The organism is Novosphingobium sp. 32-60-15, from assembly GCF_002280675.1.
In the GTDB taxonomy this organism is placed as follows: domain Bacteria; phylum Pseudomonadota; class Alphaproteobacteria; order Sphingomonadales; family Sphingomonadaceae; genus Novosphingobium.
In genome coordinates, this window is the sequence record NZ_NCEN01000001.1 from 19,965 (window position 1) to 42,337 (window position 22,373).

The 22,373-nt window shown below is 57.2% G+C and carries 16 protein-coding genes; 10 read left to right on the forward strand and 6 right to left on the reverse strand.

Features of this window, described 5'->3' with window-relative positions; all coding sequences use genetic code 11:
- The first annotated feature begins 126 nt into the window (after nucleotides 1-126).
- From B7Y89_RS00095 to B7Y89_RS00110, 4 genes are all read left to right on the forward strand, one after another.
- On the forward strand, nucleotides 127-981 hold the full coding sequence (locus tag B7Y89_RS00095) for an SDR family NAD(P)-dependent oxidoreductase (RefSeq protein ID WP_292934588.1): 855 nt from the start codon (nucleotides 127-129) through the stop codon (nucleotides 979-981).
- Between the two features lie 132 nt (nucleotides 982-1,113).
- A complete protein-coding gene (locus tag B7Y89_RS00100) occupies nucleotides 1,114-2,799 on the forward strand; it encodes an FAD-dependent oxidoreductase (protein ID WP_292934590.1) in 1,686 nt (561 codons plus the stop codon).
- Between the two features lie 19 nt (nucleotides 2,800-2,818).
- Entirely contained in the window at nucleotides 2,819-4,651 is a 1,833-nt protein-coding gene (locus B7Y89_RS00105) for an acyclic terpene utilization AtuA family protein (RefSeq protein WP_292934592.1), read from the forward strand.
- A gap of 5 nt (nucleotides 4,652-4,656) precedes the next feature.
- Nucleotides 4,657-5,478, forward strand: coding sequence for a Coq4 family protein (locus B7Y89_RS00110; RefSeq protein ID WP_292934594.1), 822 nt, complete (start codon nucleotides 4,657-4,659; stop codon nucleotides 5,476-5,478).
- 41 nt (nucleotides 5,479-5,519) lie between these two features.
- Here B7Y89_RS00110 and B7Y89_RS00115 read toward each other — a convergent pair whose 3' ends face one another.
- The 3 genes from B7Y89_RS00115 to B7Y89_RS00125 all read right to left on the reverse strand — a co-directional run bounded on the left by B7Y89_RS00115 (nucleotide 5,520) and on the right by B7Y89_RS00125 (nucleotide 10,893).
- Nucleotides 5,520-7,949, reverse strand: coding sequence for a TonB-dependent receptor (locus tag B7Y89_RS00115; protein WP_292934595.1), 2,430 nt, complete (start codon nucleotides 7,947-7,949; stop codon nucleotides 5,520-5,522).
- A 213-nt stretch (nucleotides 7,950-8,162) separates the two neighbouring features.
- Nucleotides 8,163-9,041: a Coq4 family protein gene (locus B7Y89_RS00120; RefSeq protein WP_292934596.1), complete on the reverse strand. Its 879-nt coding sequence runs from the start codon at nucleotides 9,039-9,041 to the stop codon at nucleotides 8,163-8,165.
- Nucleotides 9,042-9,150: 109 nt separating this feature from the next.
- Complete coding sequence (locus B7Y89_RS00125; RefSeq protein ID WP_292934598.1) at nucleotides 9,151-10,893, reverse strand: D-aminoacylase; 1,743 nt, start codon at nucleotides 10,891-10,893, stop codon at nucleotides 9,151-9,153.
- A 148-nt stretch (nucleotides 10,894-11,041) separates the two neighbouring features.
- On the opposite strand from B7Y89_RS00125, the gene B7Y89_RS00130 reads away from it, so the two are divergent.
- The 4 genes from B7Y89_RS00130 to B7Y89_RS00145 all read left to right on the forward strand — a co-directional run bounded on the left by B7Y89_RS00130 (nucleotide 11,042) and on the right by B7Y89_RS00145 (nucleotide 14,828).
- On the forward strand, nucleotides 11,042-11,794 hold the full coding sequence (locus B7Y89_RS00130; protein WP_292934600.1) for a helix-turn-helix transcriptional regulator: 753 nt from the start codon (nucleotides 11,042-11,044) through the stop codon (nucleotides 11,792-11,794).
- Between the two features lie 126 nt (nucleotides 11,795-11,920).
- Nucleotides 11,921-12,691 carry an SDR family oxidoreductase gene (locus tag B7Y89_RS00135; protein WP_292935043.1) on the forward strand — a complete coding sequence of 257 codons (771 nt, stop codon included), beginning with the start codon at nucleotides 11,921-11,923 and terminating at the stop codon, nucleotides 12,689-12,691.
- Nucleotides 12,684-13,229 (forward strand): nuclear transport factor 2 family protein, encoded by a 546-nt coding sequence (locus tag B7Y89_RS00140; protein WP_292934602.1) that lies wholly within the window; start codon nucleotides 12,684-12,686, stop codon nucleotides 13,227-13,229. Before B7Y89_RS00135 ends, B7Y89_RS00140 begins: the two co-directional genes overlap by 8 nt.
- An 84-nt stretch (nucleotides 13,230-13,313) precedes the next feature.
- A complete protein-coding gene (locus B7Y89_RS00145; protein ID WP_292934603.1) occupies nucleotides 13,314-14,828 on the forward strand; it encodes an NAD(P)/FAD-dependent oxidoreductase in 1,515 nt (504 codons plus the stop codon).
- 34 nt (nucleotides 14,829-14,862) lie between these two features.
- Here B7Y89_RS00145 and B7Y89_RS00150 read toward each other — a convergent pair whose 3' ends face one another.
- Nucleotides 14,863-16,161, reverse strand: a complete 1,299-nt coding sequence (locus tag B7Y89_RS00150; protein ID WP_292934604.1) for an MFS transporter — start codon at nucleotides 16,159-16,161, stop codon at nucleotides 14,863-14,865.
- Between the two features lie 4 nt (nucleotides 16,162-16,165).
- Nucleotides 16,166-16,924 carry an SDR family oxidoreductase gene (locus B7Y89_RS00155; protein WP_292934605.1) on the reverse strand — a complete coding sequence of 253 codons (759 nt, stop codon included), beginning with the start codon at nucleotides 16,922-16,924 and terminating at the stop codon, nucleotides 16,166-16,168.
- Nucleotides 16,925-17,276: 352 nt separating this feature from the next.
- Between B7Y89_RS00155 and B7Y89_RS00160 the strand changes: the two genes are divergently transcribed.
- Nucleotides 17,277-19,799, forward strand: a complete 2,523-nt coding sequence (locus tag B7Y89_RS00160) for a TonB-dependent receptor (protein WP_292934606.1) — start codon at nucleotides 17,277-17,279, stop codon at nucleotides 19,797-19,799.
- Nucleotides 19,800-19,911: 112 nt separating this feature from the next.
- Here B7Y89_RS00160 and B7Y89_RS00165 read toward each other — a convergent pair whose 3' ends face one another.
- The gene (locus B7Y89_RS00165) at nucleotides 19,912-21,366 is read right to left on the reverse strand and encodes an FAD-dependent oxidoreductase (protein WP_292934607.1); all 1,455 of its coding nucleotides are present in this window, start codon (nucleotides 21,364-21,366) and stop codon (nucleotides 19,912-19,914) included.
- 238 nt (nucleotides 21,367-21,604) lie between these two features.
- Here B7Y89_RS00165 and B7Y89_RS00170 point away from each other — a divergent pair, with 238 nt between their 5' ends.
- The gene (locus B7Y89_RS00170; RefSeq protein ID WP_292934608.1) at nucleotides 21,605-22,372 is read left to right on the forward strand and encodes an SDR family oxidoreductase; all 768 of its coding nucleotides are present in this window, start codon (nucleotides 21,605-21,607) and stop codon (nucleotides 22,370-22,372) included.
- Nucleotide 22,373 lies beyond the last annotated feature (1 nt).

Consider the following 22,373-nt stretch of genomic DNA (forward strand, 5'->3'; position numbering starts at 1 on the left):
ATCGATGCAGAAGACCAGTCTTATGCAATTGGTCTATTCATTGCACTCGGCCGGTTTTTGCGCCTTACGGCTTGTTATTGCGTAATGCATGATGGAATATGCTACGAAAATCAAGGGTAACTGATCATGGCATGCGATACGGACATATTTAATCACGGCGTGGCGGTTATCACAGGCGCCGCATCTGGCATCGGCGCAGGACTGGCGCGCCGGGCCGGAGCGCTGGGGATGACTGTGATTGCCACCGATATCAATGCTGATGGGGCGGCGACGACCGTTGCGGCCATTGTGGCAGCAGGCGGCAAGGGAGAGGCGGAACGGGTTGACGTTGCCATCCCCGATGAACTCGACCGTTTGGCCGAACGGGTGTTTGACCGGCATGGTGCCGTACGTTTGCTGATAAACAATGCCGGGATCGAAACGGTGGGCAACACATGGGAAGTGCCCGCCGCGCGATGGGAGGCCACGCTGAACATCAACTTGCACGGCGTGATCCATGGCGTTCGTGCGTTTGTGCCGCACATGATTGCCAGCGGTAAAGAGGCTTGGATCGGCAATCTTTCATCGGTTGGCGCGTTCGGGCAAATGCCGGGGCAGACCGCCTATACCGTGACGAAGCATGCGGTTCAGGCGTTCAGCGAATGCCTTTATCTGGAAATGGAGCTGAAGGCCCTGCCGATACACGTTTCGGCCATCGTTCCCGGCATGGTTCGCACTGCAATCTTTGATGCAGAGGCGGGGTTTGGCGAGCCTGAAAGCGCCACCGGCCATCGCCGCGCGATGTTCGACATGATGCGCGCGCATGGGATGGACATTGATCAGGCAAGCGCGATGTTCCTTGAACAGATGGCGCAAAATCGGTTCTGGGTGCATAGCGATCCAGCAATGGCTGCACAGATTATTGGCGCGCGCATAAAGTTTTTGCAGGACCAGTTGCCACCGATCATGCCGGATCTGGCACGGGCAATTGCAGTTGATTGAGTTGATACTTACGTAAATTAATACCTCAAATTTTACGCATGGTGTTGACAGAACTGGGCCAATAGCGGCACTTTCGTTGGATGGGAATGGAATGGCCCGGCACAGGGCAGCGCTTTGCGGGATCACATGATAATGGGTTGGGATAGGGAAGTTGACATCGTCGTTGTGGGATCAGGCGCGGGCGGCATGCTCTCGGCGCTGATCGCGGCGAAGAACCGTGCCGATGTGCTTATTATCGAAAAAGACAAGCTGTGGGGCGGATCAAGCGCTACTTCGGGCGGCGGTATCTGGATACCCGGTAGCGATCAGGCCAAAGCGGCCGGGTTTGAAGACAATCTGGACGATGCGTTCAAATACGTCCGCGCGTTATCGGCTGATAATGTGCCCGATGAAAACATCCGCGCGTTTGTCGATAATGCTGCGCCCATGCTGCGCTGGGTTACAGCCAATACCGGCGTTGTTTATACAGCGCAGCCCTATCCCGATTATCATGCGGAAAATCCCGGCGGATCGGTGACGGGTTATCGCACGCATCTGCCTGAAATGTTTGATGGAACGCTGCTGGGCGATGATCTGAAGACGCAGCGTTTTCCGTCGCCTGCTGCCAGCCTGTTCGGGTATCTCAACTGGACGTTTGCCGAGACGTATCAGCTGCTTTACCGCAGCAAAGGCTGGTTGATCGGGCTTGGCCGCAACATGGCGAAATATTGGTTCGACTGGCCGCTTCGCTTCACGTCACGCAAGGACCGGCGCTTGACGCTGGGCAATGCACTGACCGGTGGGTTGCGGGTGGCGCTGAATGAAGCAGGAGTGCCTGTCTGGCTGAAAACGCCGATGCGCGAACTGGTGACAGAGGGCGGCAAAGTGACCGGCGTTGTCGTTGAAAAGGATGGCAAGCCATATCGCATCGGCACCCGCAAAGGTGTGGTGCTGGCCGCCGGCGGTTTCGACAAGAACCAGCAGATGCGCGATGCCAATGCGCCGCTATATCGCAGTGCGCAATATTCGGGCGGCGTTACCAGCAATACCGGCGATGCCATTCGCGCGGGCGCTGCGGCCGGTGCAGGGACGATGAACATGCAATCGGCGTGGGCTGCGCCTGTATTCTATATTCCGGGCGAGGATCGCGGGCGACTGTGTACGATCGAGCGCGCCTTGCCGGGCTGCATCATGGTCAACCAGAAGGGCCAGCGTTACCTCAACGAGGCGGCGTCTTATCATATCGTTGGCCAGCAGATGGCGCGGCGTCATCTGGAATATCATGATGCATCGCCAAGCTGGATGGTGTTTGACAACCGCTATCGCCACCAGTTTCCGATGGGGCCATTGTTGCCGCTGGTGCCGGACTGGCTGCAATCGGGCGCGGTCAAGACCATCCTGAAAAAGGGGCGCACATTGGGCGAATTGGCGCAACAAATGGGCGTTGATGCGGCGGCACTGGAAGCAAATGTGGCGCGTTTCAACACTTATGCGGCCAAAGGCGAAGACCCCGATTTCCAGCGCGGTGTTGCGGCTTATGACAAGATGTATGGTGATTACCGGCATCAGCCGAATCCATGTTTGCGCCCGCTGACCGAAGGGCCGTTTTACGCGATGCCGATCTATCCGGGTGACATCGGCACAAATGGCGGTTTGCGCACCAATGCCCGTGCACAAGTGGTGGATGATGCAGGCGTGGCGATCCACGGCCTTTATGCGGTGGGCAACAATGCGGCCTCATCCATGGGGGAAAGCTATCCCGGCGCAGGCGTTACAATCGGCCCGGCCATGACCTTTGGCTATATCGCCGCGCGTGATCTGACCGGCGCCAACGACTGAGTTGATTGGAGAGATTGCAATGCCAGAAGTTGCGACCGGCAAGGCCCGAAACGGGAAAGTCGTGCGCATTGGCGGGGCAAGCGGTGCGCTGAACGATAGCGTGATTGCGGTGCCGGGGCTGTTGACGGTCGAGGGGCTGGATTACCTGGCGTTTGATTATCTGGGGGAAGGGGCGATGGGCCTGTTCCGCCGGATGAAGCAGGCCGATCCGGCATCGGGATTCCTCACGGATTTTGTCGATTTGCATGTGGGGCCATACCTTGCCGAATTGAAAGCGCGTGGCATCCGCGTGATTGCCAATGCGGGCGGCATGAACCCCGAAGGCCTTGCCGAATTGATCCGTCAGCGCGGGCGCGATCAGGGATTGGACCTGAAAGTTGCGACGGTCACGGGCGACGATGTGGAGCCTTTGCTGCCGCAACTGCGCGCCGAAGATTTGCGCGATATGTATAGCGGAGCGCCGCTGCCGCAAGGCGACATTGGCATTCAGGCCTATCTGGGGGCATTCCCGATTGCCTGTGCGCTGGATGCTGGCGCGGATTTGGTGATTACCGGACGCGTGGTGGATTCCGCGCTGATCCTGGGGCCGCTGATCCATGAATTCGGCTGGGGACCGGATGATTATGATCTGCTGGCGGCAGGGACCGTGGCGGGGCATTTGCTGGAATGCGGCGCACAGGCGACCGGCGGCACATTTACCGATTGGCGCGATGTGCCCGATTGGGCCAACATCGGCTTTCCCGTGGGCGAATGCCATGCTGATGGCAGCGTGGTTATGACCAAGCCTGATGGCACGGGCGGGCTGGTATCGGTGGGCACGATTGCCGAGCAGTTGCTTTACGAGGTGAGCGATCCGCAGGCCTATATTGTGCCCGATGTTGTGTGCGATTTCAGCGGTGTAACGGTTGAACAGGAGGGGCCGAACCGCGTGCGCGTGGCGGGGGCAAAGGGCTATCCGCCTACTGCCTCGCTCAAAGTATGTGGCACTTATGATGATGGCTGGCGATCTGTGGCGCTGATCCCGATTACGGGGATTGATGCGGTGGCCAAAGCCGAACGTACCGCTGAGGCGCTGCTGGAACGCACCGGAGGCCTGCTGGCGCAGCGCGGCTTGCCCGGATGGACGCGCAGCCATGTGGAGGTGATCGGCACTGAAACCGCCTATGGCCCGCGCGCGCGCGATCTGTCCCCGCGCGAGGTGTTATTGAAGGTGGTGGTCGATCACGCGCAACCGGCAGCCGCAATGCTGTTTGGCCGTGAACAGACCACTGCGATCATGAACATGGCGGTGGGCACATCCATTGCACCGATTGTTGCCGCACCGCGCGCCTTTCCGCTGACGGGGATGTTCTTCGGCCTTATCGGGCGGGATCGGGCGCATGCACAGGTCAGGCTTGACGGGCGGGCGCTGGACTTCAGCGATCCCGTACTGGCCGGTTATGATCCGGCGGTGATTGTGCGTCCGCCAGTGCCGGTGGGTGATGCTGCCGGAGAAATGGTGGAAGTCCCGCTGATAGAATTGGCCTGGGCGCGCAGTGGTGACAAGGGGCGGCTGTTCAATGTTGCGGCCATTGCCCGCAAACCGGCTTTCCTGCCGTTCATCCGGGCCAGTCTGTCAGTTGTCGCGGTGACTGATTGGTATCGCCACTTGTTTGATGATCCCGCAAATGCGCGGGTCGAGATTTTCGATGTGCCCGGAGCCCATGCGATCAACATCGTTGCCCTTGATGCGCAGGGTGGCGGGATCAACCTTTCACCGCGATTTGATGCGGCGGCCAAGAGCATGGCGCAGCATTTGCTGGAAATGCCTGTCCGCGTGCCACTGGCCCTGTATAAGATTCCAAGAGGATAACCGCGATGGTCGATGATCTTCCCTACCTGGCACGGGGTGCAAAGCCGATCCCGACAGACAGCAGCGTTCTGGTGAGCAGTTCGCGCTACTTGAACGAGCCGCGCTTGCGCGATTGGCTGGCAGGTGCGTTCCTGCGCAAGAGCGGGAAGGATTCACCTACCGCGCTCGATGCGCACAAACTCTATGGCATTCTGGCGGACGTGTTCGACATTGACCGGATCGAAGCGCTGTTCACGCAGGAGCGCGCGCGCTGGCCCGAACTGGACCGGTGGTTTTCCGAAGGGTTTTCATCGAACTTCACGGTGGATGAATTGCTGGGCCATCCCGCAGGTTCGCTGGGCCACATCTTTGGCAGGTACTTGCGCGATAATGGCTTCGAGATCGATATCGTGCCGCGTTTCGAGCCGAAGAACCAGTTCCAGTATTTCTCGTTGCGCAGCGGGCAGACGCACGATCTGGAGCACATCGTGTGCGGCGGCGGGTTCGATATTATTGGCGAACTCGTCCCCTATTTCGGGCGGCTCAGCAATATTCCGCGCTTTCTGGATGCAGAACTGGTCGGCCTTATCCATCCGGGGCAATTGTTGGGGGCGCTGAGATTGGTTTCGCGCACCGGTCTGCATTATCCCGCCGCCTTTCCCACCGTCTTGCGCGCGATCCGTTGCGGGATGGATGTGGGGGAGCAATCAGGCCCTTATTTCATGGCGAAATATGAGGACGTTTTCCATTTGCCACTGGAAGAAGCGCGCGAGGCATTGGGCATTGTGGGCGCGGTTGATCTTGATAGCCGCGCTGCATCGCTGTGCTGGGACGAATATCAATCGTGAAAGACAGCCCCCGCCGTGATGTGCGGCGGGGGCTGTAACTTTCAGAACGCGATGGTAGCTTCCAGTCCGTAAGTGCGGCCGCGTTCGTATGTGCCGGTAAACAGCAGCACCGGCGCACCGAAGCCGATATAGCGTTCATTCAGGAGGTTTTCGCCAAATGCGGAAATCGAAACTGTACCCCCGCCAACCGGCATTTCGGCAAGACCCAAGCGCCCGTTAAGCAGCCAGTAGCCGGGTTGCTTGTTGAAGTTTTCAAGCGTTGGCTGCCCTGTCAGGATATTGCGCAGCGGGGTTGAAGTGAGGAAGTACGAGCTGCGATACCGTCCTTCGAGCAAAGCCATGACATGGCCACCACCGTTGAATTCTGGCGAATTGTAAACGGCTGCTGCACGCCCGGTCCATGGCGAGAAGTACGTTGGTCGGGCAAACGAGGCGACTTCCTGACCGTTGAGCACGAAGGTGTCGTAGTCGAAGTGGGTATAGGATGCGCTGCCTGACAAGGTAAGGCCTTGCACCGGCACAATATCGATTTCGGCTTCAAAGCCCTTGATCTTGGCCTTGCCTGCGTTGTCGAAGAACTGCCGGCCATTGATGAAGTTCTGCGTCTGCAGGTCGGTGTAGTCGTTGTAATAGGCCGATAGGTTCAGGCGGACCTTGTTGTCGAGGAACTGGGTCTTTGCGCCAACTTCGTAAGACTTCAGGCTTTCCGGCTTATAGGGAATGCCGCTGAGGATGCCGCCCGAGACATAACCGGTGGCGATCTTGGCAAAGATCATGGACTGATCGGTCGGTCGCCATGTGGCGATGCCGGTGTATGTCAGCTTCTTGTATTCGGCCTTGTATTTGCCGATGCCGAGCGAGCCGCCCTGAGCGCCGGAAATGGCCCGAATGTCGAGTTCGCGATCATCAATCGTTCCGCGCAGGCCCGCCGTGATGTCAAACGTATCGGTAAGGTGCACGGTTATTTGGCCGTAACCGGCCATGGAATCGTTTACGCCAACCGTGCGTGTGATGCCGCTGCCAAAGACAGCGTCAAGCGGGCTGGGCACGATTGTTGCCGATGGTGCGGGTGACAAGATGCCCAGCACTTCGGTTCCGGGTGAGCGTTCATGGAAGTAGAACAAACCGGCAGTCAGATCGAACTTGTCGTTGGTGACCTGGAATTGCAGTTCCTGGCTGAACTGGCTTTGGTTGGTTGCACGCGCCGATAGCAGCGGGAAGAAGTAATCGTTCGCGCCCGGAACATTTGCGGGGTTGAACAGTGCGCCCTGAATTTGCTGCGGGGTAAGGCCGGGTGTGATCAAAGCGCCCAACTGGTTGAAGGTGAAGCGCAGTCCGCCCGCCGCGCCAAGATCAAATACGACCGGGTCTTGGCGGAATTTGCGATAGGCGGAGATTGATTTGACCGTCAGATTGTCATTGGCTTCCAAGGTTAGCGTCAGGCTGTGACCTTGGGTTACGGTGTGTTCGTTGCTGGTGGCAGCGGCCACGGATTTGAGCGGGCCGTTCACGCCAAGGTTCGTTTGTCCGCCAAAGAAGGGCTGCAACGCTACAATCGGCGCGAGCAATTGGCCGGACGCATCAGGGATTACGCCGAAGCTTTGCATGGCGCGGCCCGAGGCGTTGGAATCAGTATAATCAAACCGGTAATCGGCAGTCAAATTGCCGAAGTCACCATGAACGGCGATTTGTCCTGCATCGACATTGCGATAGCCGAGCCGGTCTACAAAGCGTTGTGTGCCGAACTCAGGCGCGCGCAGGGCAATGTTGAGGCCGCGCCCTGCTTGCGTGTTCGCAACATCGCCTGCGATCTGGTCGTGCAGGTAGGAAAGCTTGATTGAAAACGGGCCGATCTGGGGCAGGTCGAGCGATACCTTTCCGCGCCACGCATCATAATTGCCGTATGAGCCGGTGGCGCGCAGGCCCCATTCGCCCTTCGGTTTGGCCGTGACGACGCTGATTGCGCCCGATGTGGCATTGCGGCCGAACAGGGTGCCTTGTGGTCCGCGCAGCACTTCGATGCGCTGGATGTCGCTGAAATCCAGCAACGAGCCGACCGCGCGGCCGATGTAAACGCCATCGATATAGATGCCGACCTTGGGATCGACCGAGTTGCTGGATGTGCCGGACGATACGCCGCGAATGATGATTGTCGGGTTTGATTGCTGACCCTGGGTGTTCAACTGGAGGCTTGGCGCAAGGCCTGCAAGATTGCGCACACTGTTGACGCGCAATGCCTCGAGCTGTTCGCTGCCAATAGCGGTGACTGCCACGGGAACCTTTTGCAGGCTTTCTTCGCGGCGCTGCGCGGTAACGATGATTTCCTGGATCGAGGTTTGTGACCCCGCTGGGGAAGCTTGCTGGTCATCGGCTGGCGCTTCGTTGGCCCACGCTGCTGGTGCAAGGCCGATTACACCCAAGGCAAGAATTGACCCGCGCAAAAGCCGCGCGCGCTGTGTCGCTCTGATCATCGTTCTCTCTCCCGTCGCATTTTTTGCGGTTGCTTTGTCGTTTTATTATTCGTGGAATATTTCACATAATTCTACGCAAAACCACAAAAATCTTCACCACCATAAATGTTAAGAGGCGGTCGAGGCGATTTTACGCTTCGACCGCCTCGGTTGCGGATCAGTCAGGGCCGGTCATGGTCATACCGTGGCCGGTTTTGCCGGTCACAGCCGCGCCTATTCCGCAGCTTCCATCAATGGCACGCCATAGTTGGGGTCATCTTCGTTGCACAGACGGTTGGTTTCGTCCCAGCGCCCGTCGATAACCGGCGTGATGTTCAGTTCGCGGCGGATATCCTCAATCTGGACGTTCACATATTCGCGCCAATCGACGAGCATCAGCGGATACTTCCAGTTGCGTCCTTGCTGCGCGCCGATGAATTCGGCTTCAAGGTTGACGACCATTGCTTCGGGATAGAACAGCGCGTCCTTCATGACGGTCTTGGCCTTGAGATAATAGGCAATGCGGCTGAAGAAGTTGCTGAGTTCGGGCACGAAATAGCGGGCTTTTGCGTGCATGTTGGCGCTGATAAGCGCAACTTCGCCGCCGTGGTTGGGGCCAAAGCCGGTAACCATGTGTTCGATGTCATGCGTCAGCGCGGTTTGCCGCAAGTAGAAAGTGAAGTCGTTTACGACCTGGATTTCCTGAAAGAACAGGTCAAGCTGATAGCCCGAATTGGCCATGAAATCATGGATGGCAGCACCCAGTGTTCCGGGGGCGCAATCCTTGGTTTCGGCCAGTGTGAAGTTGGAAAGGCTGCGCTTCTCCAACCATTTGCCAAACTGGGGCAGGCGGCGCTTTTCCATCTCGAACAGCGTTATGACCTGCTGCATGTCCTCCAGATCGTGCAGGATCTGCGCCACTTCGGGAATATAGGCGGTGTTGGGAAGATCAGGCCCGTTGCGGCGCAGCATTTCCTGAGAGATCAGGCTGCGCAGCATCGGGTGGTTGAGGTACTTCGATGAACTGACAAGCACCGAGCTTTCAGTTTCAACCTTACGGATATTGCCATTGAAATAGGCCCGGTCGGCATCGCCGATTTTTGCTTCGGTCATGTTCGGCATCCTTTCTGAAACGTTGTTTTTATATGGAGTTGGGGCGCCCGGGAGGGATGGGCGCCCCATTCAGAAGGATCCGACAGGGCTCCTTCTTAGCTTGGTGCGATTATTCCGCTGCCACTGCGAGCGTCGCGTCTTCATTGGCGGGCGAAAGGAACTTGCCGGGCATTGCGCCGGTGAACGCACCATTTTCAAAGGTCGGTTCACCATTGACCAGCGTCAGGCGGGTTGGCATCGCGGCGCGGGTAAAGCGCCATGTCGTACCGCCGCGGCCATCGGGAACATCATGCGCCTTAACCATTTCGCGGCGCTGGATTTCGTCCATGTTGAACACGGCGATATCGGCTCGCTTGCCCACGGCAATGACGCCGCGATCGTTCAGGTTGAAGTGGCCAGCAAGCTTTCCGGTCATTACGTGAATGGCCTGTTCCAGCGAGAGCTTCTTTTCTTCGCGAACATACTGCGTCAGCAACAGCGCATTCTCGCCGCCGCCGCACAACATTTGCAGATGGGCGCCAGCGTCAGAAATGTTGCCTACGGTGCGCGGGTCCAGCATCAGTTCCAGCGTCAGGTCCTCATCCTTGGGGAAGGGGGCCATGTGCACGGTTGATCTGACGCCGTTGCGGATGATCCATTCGGCCATTGCGTCAGACCGGTGCAAGCCAAGGCTTTCGGCATAGTCCTTCAGCGTGATGCCAACCGGCCCGGCTCCATTTTCGCTATCGATCAGGAACAATTCCTGCGGGTTCTTGAGCGGTGAATGATCCCATGCCTGCGTATCCCAGCTTTCCCGGGCGCGGGCACGCCATTCGGGATTGGCAAGCAGTTCAGCCTTTTTGTGCAGATCGTCTTCCAGCACAACTTCGTGCCAGACGTAATCGTTGGATTGCGCGAAGATCAGGGACTTGATCAGGCTGAGCGTCGAGGTGGGCGATACGTGGGCGAATCCTGGCCATACATCGACACCTGCTTCACGCATCTTGCGCACCGATTCCTGCATGGCAGGCAGGATCGGCTTCTGGAACTCGAGCGTCGGGATGGCGCCTGCAATCTGCACCTTGATAGGCCGGCCAGCCAGCAGCTTTGACAGACGCTCAAGATTGGCGGGGCCGGTCATGCGCATGAACGTGTCGACAATGACCTGATAGCAGCAATTGGGATAACGCTCCATCACATCAAACAGCGCTTCAAACTCGGCGTCACTGGCCTTGAGCGAAGGCACAGGGCGGTTCTGGCCGTCGTGGTCATGCATGTTGTCAGACATGCCCAGCGCGCCAGCGGCCAGTGCATCGTCGAGCAGTTCGGCCATGCGGGTGATTTCCTGCGGCGTCGCCTCGCGGTCCCACGCTTCCACGCCCATGGCGGCAAGGCGGATGGCGATGTGGCCGACATAGGCTGCAAAGTTGAGCGGCGATTTGACGTTGCGTTCAACCGAGGCGCGATATTCGCTCCATGTGTTCCAGTCCCAAGGCAGGTTGTCCATGAACGGACCTTCGGGGATGTCCTCGAAAAACGAGAATATGCCGATCATTTCGCGCTGAGCGGGCATGTATTTGTGGAGCGGTGCAGGCGAAAAGCCGCAATTGCCCATGATCATCGTGGTTGCGCCATAACCTGGCAACGGATCGAGATCAGGTTGCCACCACATCGTGCCGTCATAATGGGTGTGGCTTTCAATGAAGCCCGGCGTCACCTGACAACCGGTTGCATCAAATACGCGCTCGCCATTGGGGCTGAGGTTCGGCCCGACTTCGGCGATGAGGCCATCGCGCAGGCGGACGTCTGCTTCAAAGGCAGGGGCGCCGGTGCCGTCCACGACTGTACCGTTCTTGATGAGGATGTTCGACATTTCATTCTCCCAGACTTCCGCACCGGTGGGAAAATTGCTGCACTTTGACAGCCTGCCACCGGCCGGGTTGTGCGCAACATATGCCTAAGCTTGATTCTGCCGAAGTGGCCCCTTGCCAAACGGATCACTTCGTTATCTGATGCAGATCATGACACGATACGAATCAAGTGCATCGGCCATGCTGACTGTTTTGCGCATTCATTTGCGCAAGGATGGTTGGACGATTCTACGACTTTCCCGGGAATTGAACGTCGGCGAGGCAACCGTGAAGCGCTGGTTGGCCGGTAAAGGGCTGACGATTGACCGGCTCGAAGCGATAGCGCGCCTGTGCGGGCTGGTGCTGGGCGATCTAGCGCGTGAGGCAGAAGACGCGCCGGGAGACCTTGCTCACGAGATGACGTTGGCGCAGGAAAAGGCGTTGTCGAGCAACATCTTCCTGTCCTTCCTGTTCATGACTATCCTGAATGGTGTGCCGCCACAGGAAACAGGTGCGGATTTTGGCGTGCCCCCGCGCACGATGGAAGCGGCGCTGGCGCGGCTGGAGCGACTTGCGCTGATCGACCGGTTGCGCAGTGGCAAAGTGCGTCCCTTGATTGACCGGACGATGGTGTTTCGCAAATTGCCGCTGCGTTCCTTGTTTGAAGAGCATATGAAGCGGGTCTTTTTCGAACTGGATTATAGCGCGCCAGAAACCGTTTATACCTCAGAGGTGGTCAAGCTTTCGCGTACGGGTGCGGCGCAATTGGCCGAACTGATGGAACAGTTTCGCGGACAGGTTCAGGCGCTTGCCGATCGTGATGCGCAAAATGCCACTTTGGGCCGGAAGTGGATCGGCGTGCTTTCGGTGATGCGGGAACTGGACATGACACCGCTTAAGGAAGCGGGTTGGGAGATCACCTGACGCGATATTACGCATTTGTTTTACATGAAATATCATGGTTTGATTAATGCGTAGAACTGTTGACATTTTGATTTCATTTTCTGAGGATGGCGATCATTGCGCGATCAGCAGCAGAAGGGTGAGGTCATGGATGCCAACTTTCCGGCCGGTGCGGCCATTGTATTCGGGGGCAGTGGTGGAATCGGACGCGGTGTGGCGCTGGAATTTGCGCGCGAAGGCAGCGATGTTGCCTTGGTCTATCGCACCAAACGTGATGTGGCCGAAGCTGTTGCCGCAGAAATCGGTGCAACAGGTCGTAAGGCTTCGCTCTATCAGGCTGATGTAAGAGAGCGTGCGCAAGTGCAGGCCGCGTTTGCCGAAGCGGTTGCTGGACATGGCCGCGTTCATACCGTGGTTTGGGGGGCTGGTCCCGTTGTGCCGCAAGTCGCGATTGCGGATTGGACCGAGGATATGTTTCGCGCATCGATGGAAATCGAGGCTTTCGGTTTCAACAATGTGGTGCACACCGCGTTGCCACACATGCGCGCCAGTGGTGGTGGAAGCTTTGTCCATCTCGGCTCTGCCGGTCATGACTGGTGGCCAAAGCTTGATGGTCTGTCGGTTGCGCCCAAGGCCTGCAATGAAGCGCTGATAAAGGGCATCGCCAAGGAAGAGGGGGTGCACGAAATCCGCGCAAATTCGATACTTGTGGGCGTGATCGACGCAGGCCAGTTCCAGATTGGCAAGGCGGCAGGAACGTTTTCCCCCGAATGGGAAACTGCGGTGAAAGCCATGCTCCCGCTCAAGCGTTGGGGCACGCCGCAGGACATTGGCCAGGCGGCTGTTTTCCTTGCATCATCGCGGGGCAATTATATCACCGGGCAGACCATCTCCGTAGGTGGCGGGTTCGGTGTCTGAACGCCGTAATCTGGCGCCACATCCGATGGCGGTGGATGAAATGGTTGCGCGCGAAAGCCTGCGTCATCTTGTCGCGGCATATGGCCATGCGATTGACCGGCGCGACTGGTCACTTTTGCGCACCCTTTATCATGACGACGCTACCGATGATCACACGCCCTATTATTGCGGTCCGGTCGATGGCTATATCGCCTGGCTGCCCACGATGATGGCCAATTGGCGAGCGACGATACACACAGCCATGTCAGCGCTGTTCGTAATTGATGGTGACCACGCGCAAGGCGAGATTGCTGCGCGCGCATGGCATTTGACGCTGGATGGATCGCGCCAGTTTGTCGCTTGGGGGCGCTACGCCGATCATTACGAGCGGCGGGAGGGAATTTGGCGCTTTGCCCGGCGTTCATTCATCCTTGATCATGCAGAAGATCTGCCCGCGCATTGTGGCGATGATTTTGGCAGCGCAGGGGTGGCAACCGGATGCGCCGGGGAAGATGATCCCGTTCACGCGCGGCTGTCATGGTTTTCTCGTTCATCATGATAATGCGTAATTAATATTGACTTTCCGTGCGCTTTTGTTGGTATTCAGCCTGAGAAATCCACCATCACGTTCTAAAATCAGCTTTTGGATACGAATCGATGGTACTGGTATGAAGGGTCAAAAATGGGCACGACTGGTGAAACGCCGCTACGATATGCGATTATCGGGGCAGGCATGTCGGGAATTATGGCGGGAGCCAAGCTGCTAAAGCGTGGTGACAGCGATTTTGTTGTGTTTGAAAAGGGCGCTGAAATTGGCGGCACATGGCGCGACAATCGCTATCCCGGGCTAACGTGCGACACACCTTCGCACACCTATAGCTACAGCTTCGCGCTTAATCCCGAATGGAGCGCGTATTACGCTACAGGGCCCGAGATTCACGCCTATTTCAAACGCGTTGCGGATGAAAGCGGGGTCATGCCGCACGTGCGATTCAACAACGAAGTCCGCGCGTGTGTGTTCGATGATGCTACGGCCAAGTGGCATCTGACACTGTCCGATGGAAGCACGTATGATGCGGACATCGTGATTGCGGCATCGGGTGTATTGCACAACCCCAAGGTTCCCGAGCTTCCCGGACTGGAAAGCTTTGCCGGCAAGGCGTTCCACAGTGCGCGTTGGGATGATGATGCCTTGCTTGATGGCGCGCGTGTGGGCGTGATCGGTTGCGGTTCGACCGGCATCCAACTGGTGAATGCGCTGTCCAGCCGCGCCTCCCGATTGGTTCATTTCCAGCGTTCGCCCCAGTGGATCATGCCGGTGGTGCAATTCGAATATACGGCTGAACAACGCGCAGCTTTTGCTGCCAATCCACAGTTGATCGAAGATATACGCACCAATGCCGAATATTGGGACGCGGTTTATCGCTTCACCGAAGGTGTGACCGATTTTACCAGCCCACAAATGCAGGAAATCGAGGATATCTGCCGCCGCAATCTGGAAGACAATGTGCACGATCCGGTGCTCTGCGAAAAGCTGCGTCCAAACTATCACGCAGCTTGCAAGCGGTTGATTTACAGCTGGGAATATTACGAATGCGTGCAGCGACCCGGTGTGTTTGTGGAAACCGGCGGGATTGAGCGGATTGAACCTGCGGGTGTCCGCATGAACGACGGGACGCTGCACGAACTTGACACGCTGATCCTTGCCACTGGATTTGATGCCAGCCGGTTCATCCGGCCTGCAGTCGTTTCAGGCCGCGATGGCCGCTTGCTGGACGATTTCTGGGAAGAACGGCCTCGCGCTCATTATGCTGTCAGCATGCCGGGCTTTCCCAATCTGTTCATGCTGAACGGTCCGGGGGCGCCGGTTGGCAATTTCCCGCTGATCGACATTGCCGAGCGCCAGTGGGATTATATCGAACAGGTCATCGCACCTTTGCGCAAAGGCGAAGGCCGCACGGTTGAACCGACGGCAGAAGCTTTTGACGCATATGAGGAACGCCGGATTGCGGCGGCGCGCAAGACCATTTTCGGATCGGGCTGCACCAGCTGGTATCTGGACAAGACCGGCATTCCTGCAACCTGGCCATGGGGATACCACGATTTTGCCAAAGCCATGGAGAGCCCGGTGACATCAGAATTTGTGGTGTCCGCCTAGGGTGAGGCCTGCTTGAGCGGGGGGCTTGCCCCGCTCAAGCACCGGCCAAGGCGGCTTTATCGTCCTCAAGGCGGCGGACGGTGCGCAAGGCTGCCCATACGCCGATGTAACCAGTCGGGATCGCAACGCTTAACCCTATGCGCAGACCATTCGGGCCGGTGCCAGCGATCCAGTCACTCAATTGCCCCGCCATGACAGGGCCAAGCACCGTCGCGAACATGCTGGAAATAAGCAGGACAAGCGCCGTTCCGGTGGCGCGGTGCGCATTGGGTAAAAGATACTGCAACCCTGCCAAAACACCGACAGACCAGCCGCCACCCATCAATCCTGCCGGAATGGCAAACATCTGCGCCAGAAAAAGGCTGTTGGTCCATGTAACGGCAAGGATCATGGTTGTTGCACCGCCCAGCGCCAATGCGGTCAGCCGCAATTGCACCGTCGGATCATCTTTGCCGAGCTTGTCCGCCAGAACGCCAAAGCCAAGGACGCCGAGCAAGCCGGGTAGGCCGAAAGACAGCGCGAAGGTCGTGCCCGCAGCTTGCGTGGTCATGCCATAAGCGCGTTCAAACAGCGCAGGGCCCCACATCCCGAAGGTGACACCTGATAACGAGCCGAGTGCCATGATCGTGGCCAGAAAACGCACCGATGGCGTGCCGATTAACAAGCGGATGGTCCGGGTCAAAGGCAAGACCGGCGCAGCATGTGCCACCGTATCGCGCGCGGGTTCGCGAATGATGATAAATGTGGCAATCGCAACAACGATCCCGGCAATGCCCAGCGCATGAAAGGCGGTTTGCCAATCGGATGCCGCAGCAATGGCAGGGCCGCCTGCAAGCCCCATCATCTGGCCAACGTATATTGCGGTGCCAAGCAGCGCAAAGGCGCGACCGCGTTCATGAACCGGAAAATACGCTGCAATCAGCGCAGCGGCCGGTGCCTGAAACGCCGCCTCGCCAATGCCGACGCCAACGCGAGCCAAGGCCAACATCGTCGCGCTTGTGGCCATACCCGAAAGCATGGTGAAGAAGCTCCATACACCGCAGCCCCCGGCGATGATCATAATCCGCGACCGGCGGTCAGCCAGGCGTGCGATGGGCAGCGTGAACAAGGTATAGAGCAGCGCGAAAGCAGGCCCCATTAACAGGCCCATCATCGCATCACCGATGCCGAAATGCGTTTTGATCGGTTGGGCAAGGCCCGAGATCAGGAAGCGGTCGGCATAGTTCAGGATAGCCACAAGCACGAGCAACGCCAGCGCCAGCCAGCGATTGGTCAACGTCTTGCCCGTTTCCGTCATCGTGGCCATGGGCGTCAGCGGGACAGGAGCAGCCATCCGATCAATCCCTCATCAGTGCACCGCCGTTGACGTGCCATACTTGCCCGTTGACCCACATGCCATCATCCGATGCAAGGAAGGTTACGGCAGCGGCGATGTCTTCGGGCAGGCCAAGGCGAACGTGCGGCACGGACTTCAGACCGCGTTCGACATATTCGTCGGTCAGGTGCTGCTTCACGGCTTCGGTCAATACAAGGCCGGGGCAAATAACATTTGCGCGAATGCCCTGTTTGCCGTGGCGCGCGGCAACGTGGCGGGCAAGCGCATGGATTGCGTTCTTGGTCATCGGATAGGCCACTTGCCATGCTGCGCCGCTCGATGCTGCGCCCGATGATGTGTAGATCATCGCGCCGCCGCCGCGTTCAATCATTTTGGGCAGTGCAGCTTGCGATGCCAAAAAGTGGCTTTTGGTGTTGATCGCAAAACTGTTGTCCAGCACATCAACAGGGCAGTCGAGGATATCAATATCGCCACCGGTCCCGCCGGCCAGATTGGAATGGTAGAAATCAAGCCCGCCATATGTCTCAACGGCGCAGGCCACAATTGCGGCTTGAGAATCCGCATTCGTGCCATCCAACGCGATGCCTGTGGCGGTGCCGCCCGATTTGCGGATGCTTTCGGCAACCTCGGCAGCCCAGTCTCCCATAAGATCGCCCACAACTACGTGCGCGCCTTCATCGGCAAGCCGCCGGGCAGTTGCTGCACCAATGCCGCGCCCACCACCTGCAACAATCCCAACTTTGCCTTTGAGGCCTCTCATCCTGTTTCTCCACTTGTATATATGATTTGCGGAGGGTCTAGCCCTCAATATTATGCAAACCGTGTTACCATCTCGAATCTTACACTGCAACACGGATTGATTGCGGCATAAAATTTCCGCAAAAAACTTCCGGTGATTCGCCGCGATCGCCCATGAGGGCAACGCCTCGCTTTGCACTTTGCGCAACCATTTGCGCTACAATTTCAGCATTTTCCTATTCTCCTGTTGCCATTTATCGATAGTTGAGCACGTTTGCGTATTATATATTGCATGAATCTACGCATTAGGTATGTTGAGGAATAACAAGATTAGGGGAGTGAAGATGAAGGCTGTGGTTTGCACACGTGTAGCTATGAAATTGCTGGCAGGCGTCAGCGCCTTGTCGTTAAGCGGAATTGCGTTTGCTGCTGACGACGCAGCGCAAGAAGCCACCAACGATCAGGGGCAGCTTGAGCAGATCGTTGTCACGGCACAGAAAGTCTCGCAAAACCTGCAGGACGTGCCTTTGGCTGTAAGCGCCATAAGCGCCGAAAAAGTTGGCCAATTGGGCATTCGTGATGCGAAGGACCTTTCCGGTCTCGCACCGAACGTAACGATTGTTCAGGGCACAACCAACGCCAACGCCACCGTCATTTCAATTCGCGGGATTCCAACGCCCGCAACCGAAACATTCGGCCTTGATACGGCAAACGGACTCTACATCGATGGCGTCTTTATCGCGCGCTCGGGCGGCAGTGCGATTGATGTTACCGATATTGAACGGATTGAAGTGCTGCGCGGGCCACAGGGCACCTTGTTCGGCCGCAACACCACAGGCGGCGGCATCGCGTTCATTTCGCGCGCGCCATCCAGGGAACTGCGGCTTGCTGCAGAAGCAGGTTATGGCACGTTCAACGCCTTTAACGGCCGTATCACGTTTGATCCAGGTGAAATCGGCGGAATTGCAACCAGCTTCACCTACAGCCACCGCCAGCGCAATGGCACGGTCGATAACCTGAACGAGGCCGATGATTCACGCGATCCCGGAGCGATCAACACCGATTCCTTCCGCGTCGCTGCCAAGGCTGATCTGGGCGGCACCGGCTCGATCCAGTACATTTTTGACTGGAGCCGCACAGACTCCTCGCCGATCAACTTCCAACTGACCAATGCTGCAAGCGGCGCGGCCAATCCGCCTGTCACTGTCGGCGGGGTGCCAGTTCGGGTGACGCAGCAGGCTCCGGTCGCGCCGTTCCTTGCCGGTGTGAACTTCCTTGATCCACGCTGCGCAGCTTTGGCTGCACCGACGCGGGTATGGCGCGAGACTGTTTGCAACGACATCAACAGCCGATCGACCGACAAATCGTGGGGCCATAATTTTCAGGTCCAGAACGATTTTGGCGGGTTCCATGTCAAGTCGACGACTGGCTATCGGCAGTGGAACAATGACAGCGTAACCGATCTTGATGGCATGGGAGCGTTTACGGCCAAAGCGTTCAGCAACGCTACGCTGTTTAACGGGATGCCCGCCAGCTTGCTGCAGTTCATTCCAAGCATTCCCGAAGCATTCCGGCCATTTATTGCGGCTGCTCCGGTGCCCAATATCCAACAGAACCTGTTTGATACAAACAACCAGCGCCGGCATAAGCAGTTCAGCCAGGAAGTTGAAATCGGCAACGAAAGCGACACGCTGGATTGGGTCGTCGGTGGCTTCTATTTCTGGGAAAAGGGTTCGGAAAACAACCCGCAGAATAGTGGCTTTGTGCTCGATACAAATAGCATTTTTACAGCCAACTTTGGTCCATTGGGGCCGGGCTTTGTCGCGGCGAACCCCGCACGCTATCGTCTGGTCCAGACCCGTTCGGTCTTGCGCTACACCGCAAGTGCAGAAAGTACGGCTGTCTATGGTCAGGCTACATTCTATCCAGGTGGTCGCGACAGTGGTTTGCGTCTGACAGCGGGTGGCCGCTATACTTGGGACAGCAAGTCGATGATCCGCTTGCAGAACGGGCCTGCACCGCTGGCTTTGCCAGACCAGGGCAAGGCCAAATTCAGCCGGTTCACCTGGAACCTTATGGTCGGATATGATCTGTCGGATGACATCAACGTCTATGGCCGCATCGCCACCGGTTATCGTTCGGGTGGTTTCAATGCGCAAGATCCGGCGATTGCAGGTGTGCTGCCATCGTTCCGTCCTGAAAACGTGACGTCCTATGAAGCTGGTCTGAAGTCTGAATTGTTTGATCGGCGCGTACGTTTCAATCTGGCCGGTTACCACAACGTCTATAACGATCTGGCGTTGGCTGTTCCAATCACGAACCTGCCGCCGGGCACTTTTGCCACCGCCATCACAAATGCCGGCAAGGTGACTTACACCGGCATCGAAGCCGAATTGCTGGCGGTGTTGAATGACAACTTTACGATTGAAGCCAACATTGGCTACGTTGACATCAAGTTCAAGGAATTCCTTGCAGGTCTTCCTGTGGCAGCAGGTCAGCCGTTGGTTGATGTGTCCAGTTTTGCAACATCGGGGTACACATCGCCGTTGACAGCCAATGTTGCGCTGAATTCGCAGTTCCCGCTGGGTGACAGCGGCATGCGCCTGACCAGCCGTGTCAGTTATGCTTATGAAGATGGAAAATACAGCTTCTCCAATACTTTGGCATCGCCCTTGAACGAGTTGCTGCGCGGTGAAAACCGCAACATCGTGGATGCACAGATTGCAATTGACCGTATTCCGCTGGCGGGCGGTGAAGGGTTTGCACGATTCTGGGTTAAGAACCTGACCGATGAGAACAATCTTGTCCGCGCGATTGACTTTGGCCAACTTGGTTACGGCGGTGGTTACTTCGCCGATCCTCGCACTTATGGCCTGACCGTTGGCGTGAAGTTCTGATCGCTCCAGCTTGATACCCCCCCTTTGCCCACTTCAGAGCAAAGGGGGGGGCAATAAAAAACCCCTTCCGCGATGCGGGAGGGGTTTTTTATTTCCGAACGCGACGTGAAGATTAAGTCATCGCAACATTGCGTCCTGCCTGCCGCCCGAAAAAGGTGCAATCGGCAAGGCTGAGGCCCGACGAGTAGCCATGTCCCCAAGCTGGCAGACCTGATGTGCAGCGTCCTGCGGCGTAAAGGCCGGGGATGGGGGCGCCTGACCGGTCCAGCACTTCTGCATCTACCGAAGTTTTCAAACCGCCAAGGGTGAAGATGCTGAAAAAGCTCGTTTCAAAATTCAATTCGAGCGCGACGAACGGGGATTGATCAAGCGGCTTCAGAATAGGTGGCTGCTTGTCAAACAAGGGATCACGGCCTTCAAGGGCATGTTCATTGTATACCGCCATCGTTGCCGATAACGTGCCAGCAGGCATCTCCAATTCTGCTTCTACTTCTTCCCACGTCTCACCAGTTCCGGCAATTGTGATTCCGGCCAGATCAAACGGTTGCGAGAAGTTGGCGCTATCCAGCAGCAAGTAGACCTTGCCACCAGGTTGATCAATTGCGCAACGGCTGACGCGCCCATGATAACAGTCTTCATTTATAAAGCGTTGTCCGGCAACATTTACGAAAACGCCATGCGCCTGGTCAGCCGGGATCGTCCACGGGCACGTGGTGAAAAACTGGTCCATGTGGATAGCATCGCCACCGACTGAAACACCCAGTTCAATGCCGATACCATCATCTTTATCGCCAATCGGATTTTTTACACGGAAGCTGTCCGGGCAATACTTGCGGCGCATTGCTTCATTGAAAACAAATCCGCCAGTGGCAAGCACGACGCCTTTATGTGCACGCACGAATTTATATGTGTTATCGATGCGGACTACAGCGCCCGCGATGCTTTTCCCATCGACAATCAGTGCAACCGCGCGGGCATCCAGTTCAATTTGCGTTCCAAGGTCACGGGCGCGGGCTTCAAGTATATCAACCAAGGGGCGCCCGCCACCCCAGCCCATGTGCTGAATGACATGGCCGCGCGGCGCGGGCTTTGCCTTGGTATAAAATGGTGCAGCAGTTTCGCTGCCAGACCAGATCAACGTGGAATCGTCTATCGGTTCAATCACTTTTCCGGGCAGGTAATTGCCGCGATAGGGGACACCTTGGTTTTTGAGCCACTGATAATGATTAAGCGCCTCGCGGCCATAAAGTTCACATTTGGCATCATCGACGCACGGGCCTTGGGCTAGCTTCAGATACGCTGTGAAGTCCGCCACATTATCATCAAATCCGGCTGCTTTTTGCGCATCAGTGCCACCACCAATGTATATTTCTCCGCCTGACAACGCCGATGCTCCACCACTACCCGAGCTGCGCTCAAACAGGATGGTGCGCGCGCCTGCTTGGCGCGCTTCGATTGCTGCCGAAGCTCCTGTTGCCCCAAACCCGATAATCGCGACGTCCGTTTCAAAATCCCAATAGGGTACGTCTGCCAGTCGAACCGGATTGTACTGCGAATAAGCGATCATTTTGGCCTTTATCTCCCATCCTGGTCACGCACGATATTTTCGTCTGTCGTGACCCGATCACAGAGGTAACTCCGGATCGACTCCCTAAGAGCAAATCTGCGCGTCATTCGTAATTTCTAATTGCATTAGGTACGCAAATGGTCAATTGAAAAGCTCATAGCCTTTCGATATTGGCGATTTTCGAATCCAGTGTGACGGTCATTCCGCAATACTGAAGTGATATGGGAGAACAGGCCCCGTGCCGGGCAAAGATCACATCAACCTTGACGGTCAGGTGGCTATTGTCACCGGCGGTACGCGGGGGCTGGGGCGTCAAATAGCTGATGCCTTGGCACACGCTGGCGCTTCGGTGACGGTTTGTGGCCGGACTGAACCGGAAAGTTTGCCTGCTGGTGTTTCGTTCTGCGCTGCCGACATTCGCGATCCGGATCAGGCGCAAGCATTGGTCGATGCCGTGGTGAAGCAGCATGGCCGGCTCGACATTCTTGTGAACAACGCAGGCGGTTCGCCGCATGCTGCCGCCGCTACTGCCAGTGCGCGGTTTTTCGATGCCATCCTGAAGCTCAATTTGCATGCTGCGATGTATATGTCAAAGGCGGCATTTGCGCCGATGAAGGCGGGCGGATGTGGCAGCATTGTTAACATCGCCAGCGTTTCGGGGATCAGGCCATCGCCGATGACTTCTGCTTATGGCGCAGCAAAGGCAGGGCTGCTTAGCCTCACCCAAAGCTTGGCGCAGGAATGGGGGCCAGACGGTGTGCGTGTGAACGCGATCATTGTCGGCCTTATGCAAACTGAAACCGCACAAGAAACGTATGGCGATGCAGCAGCGCAAGCGGCTGTGGCGCAATCGTTGCCGCTGCAGCGCATGGGAACCGGGGCAGACGTCGCGGGTGCCGTTTTGTGGCTAAACTCCGGTTTGGCCTCATGGGTCAGCGGCGCGCGTATCAATGTCGATGGAGGGGGTGAGCGCCCCTATTTCCTTGATCTCGTGAAAGGAACCTGAC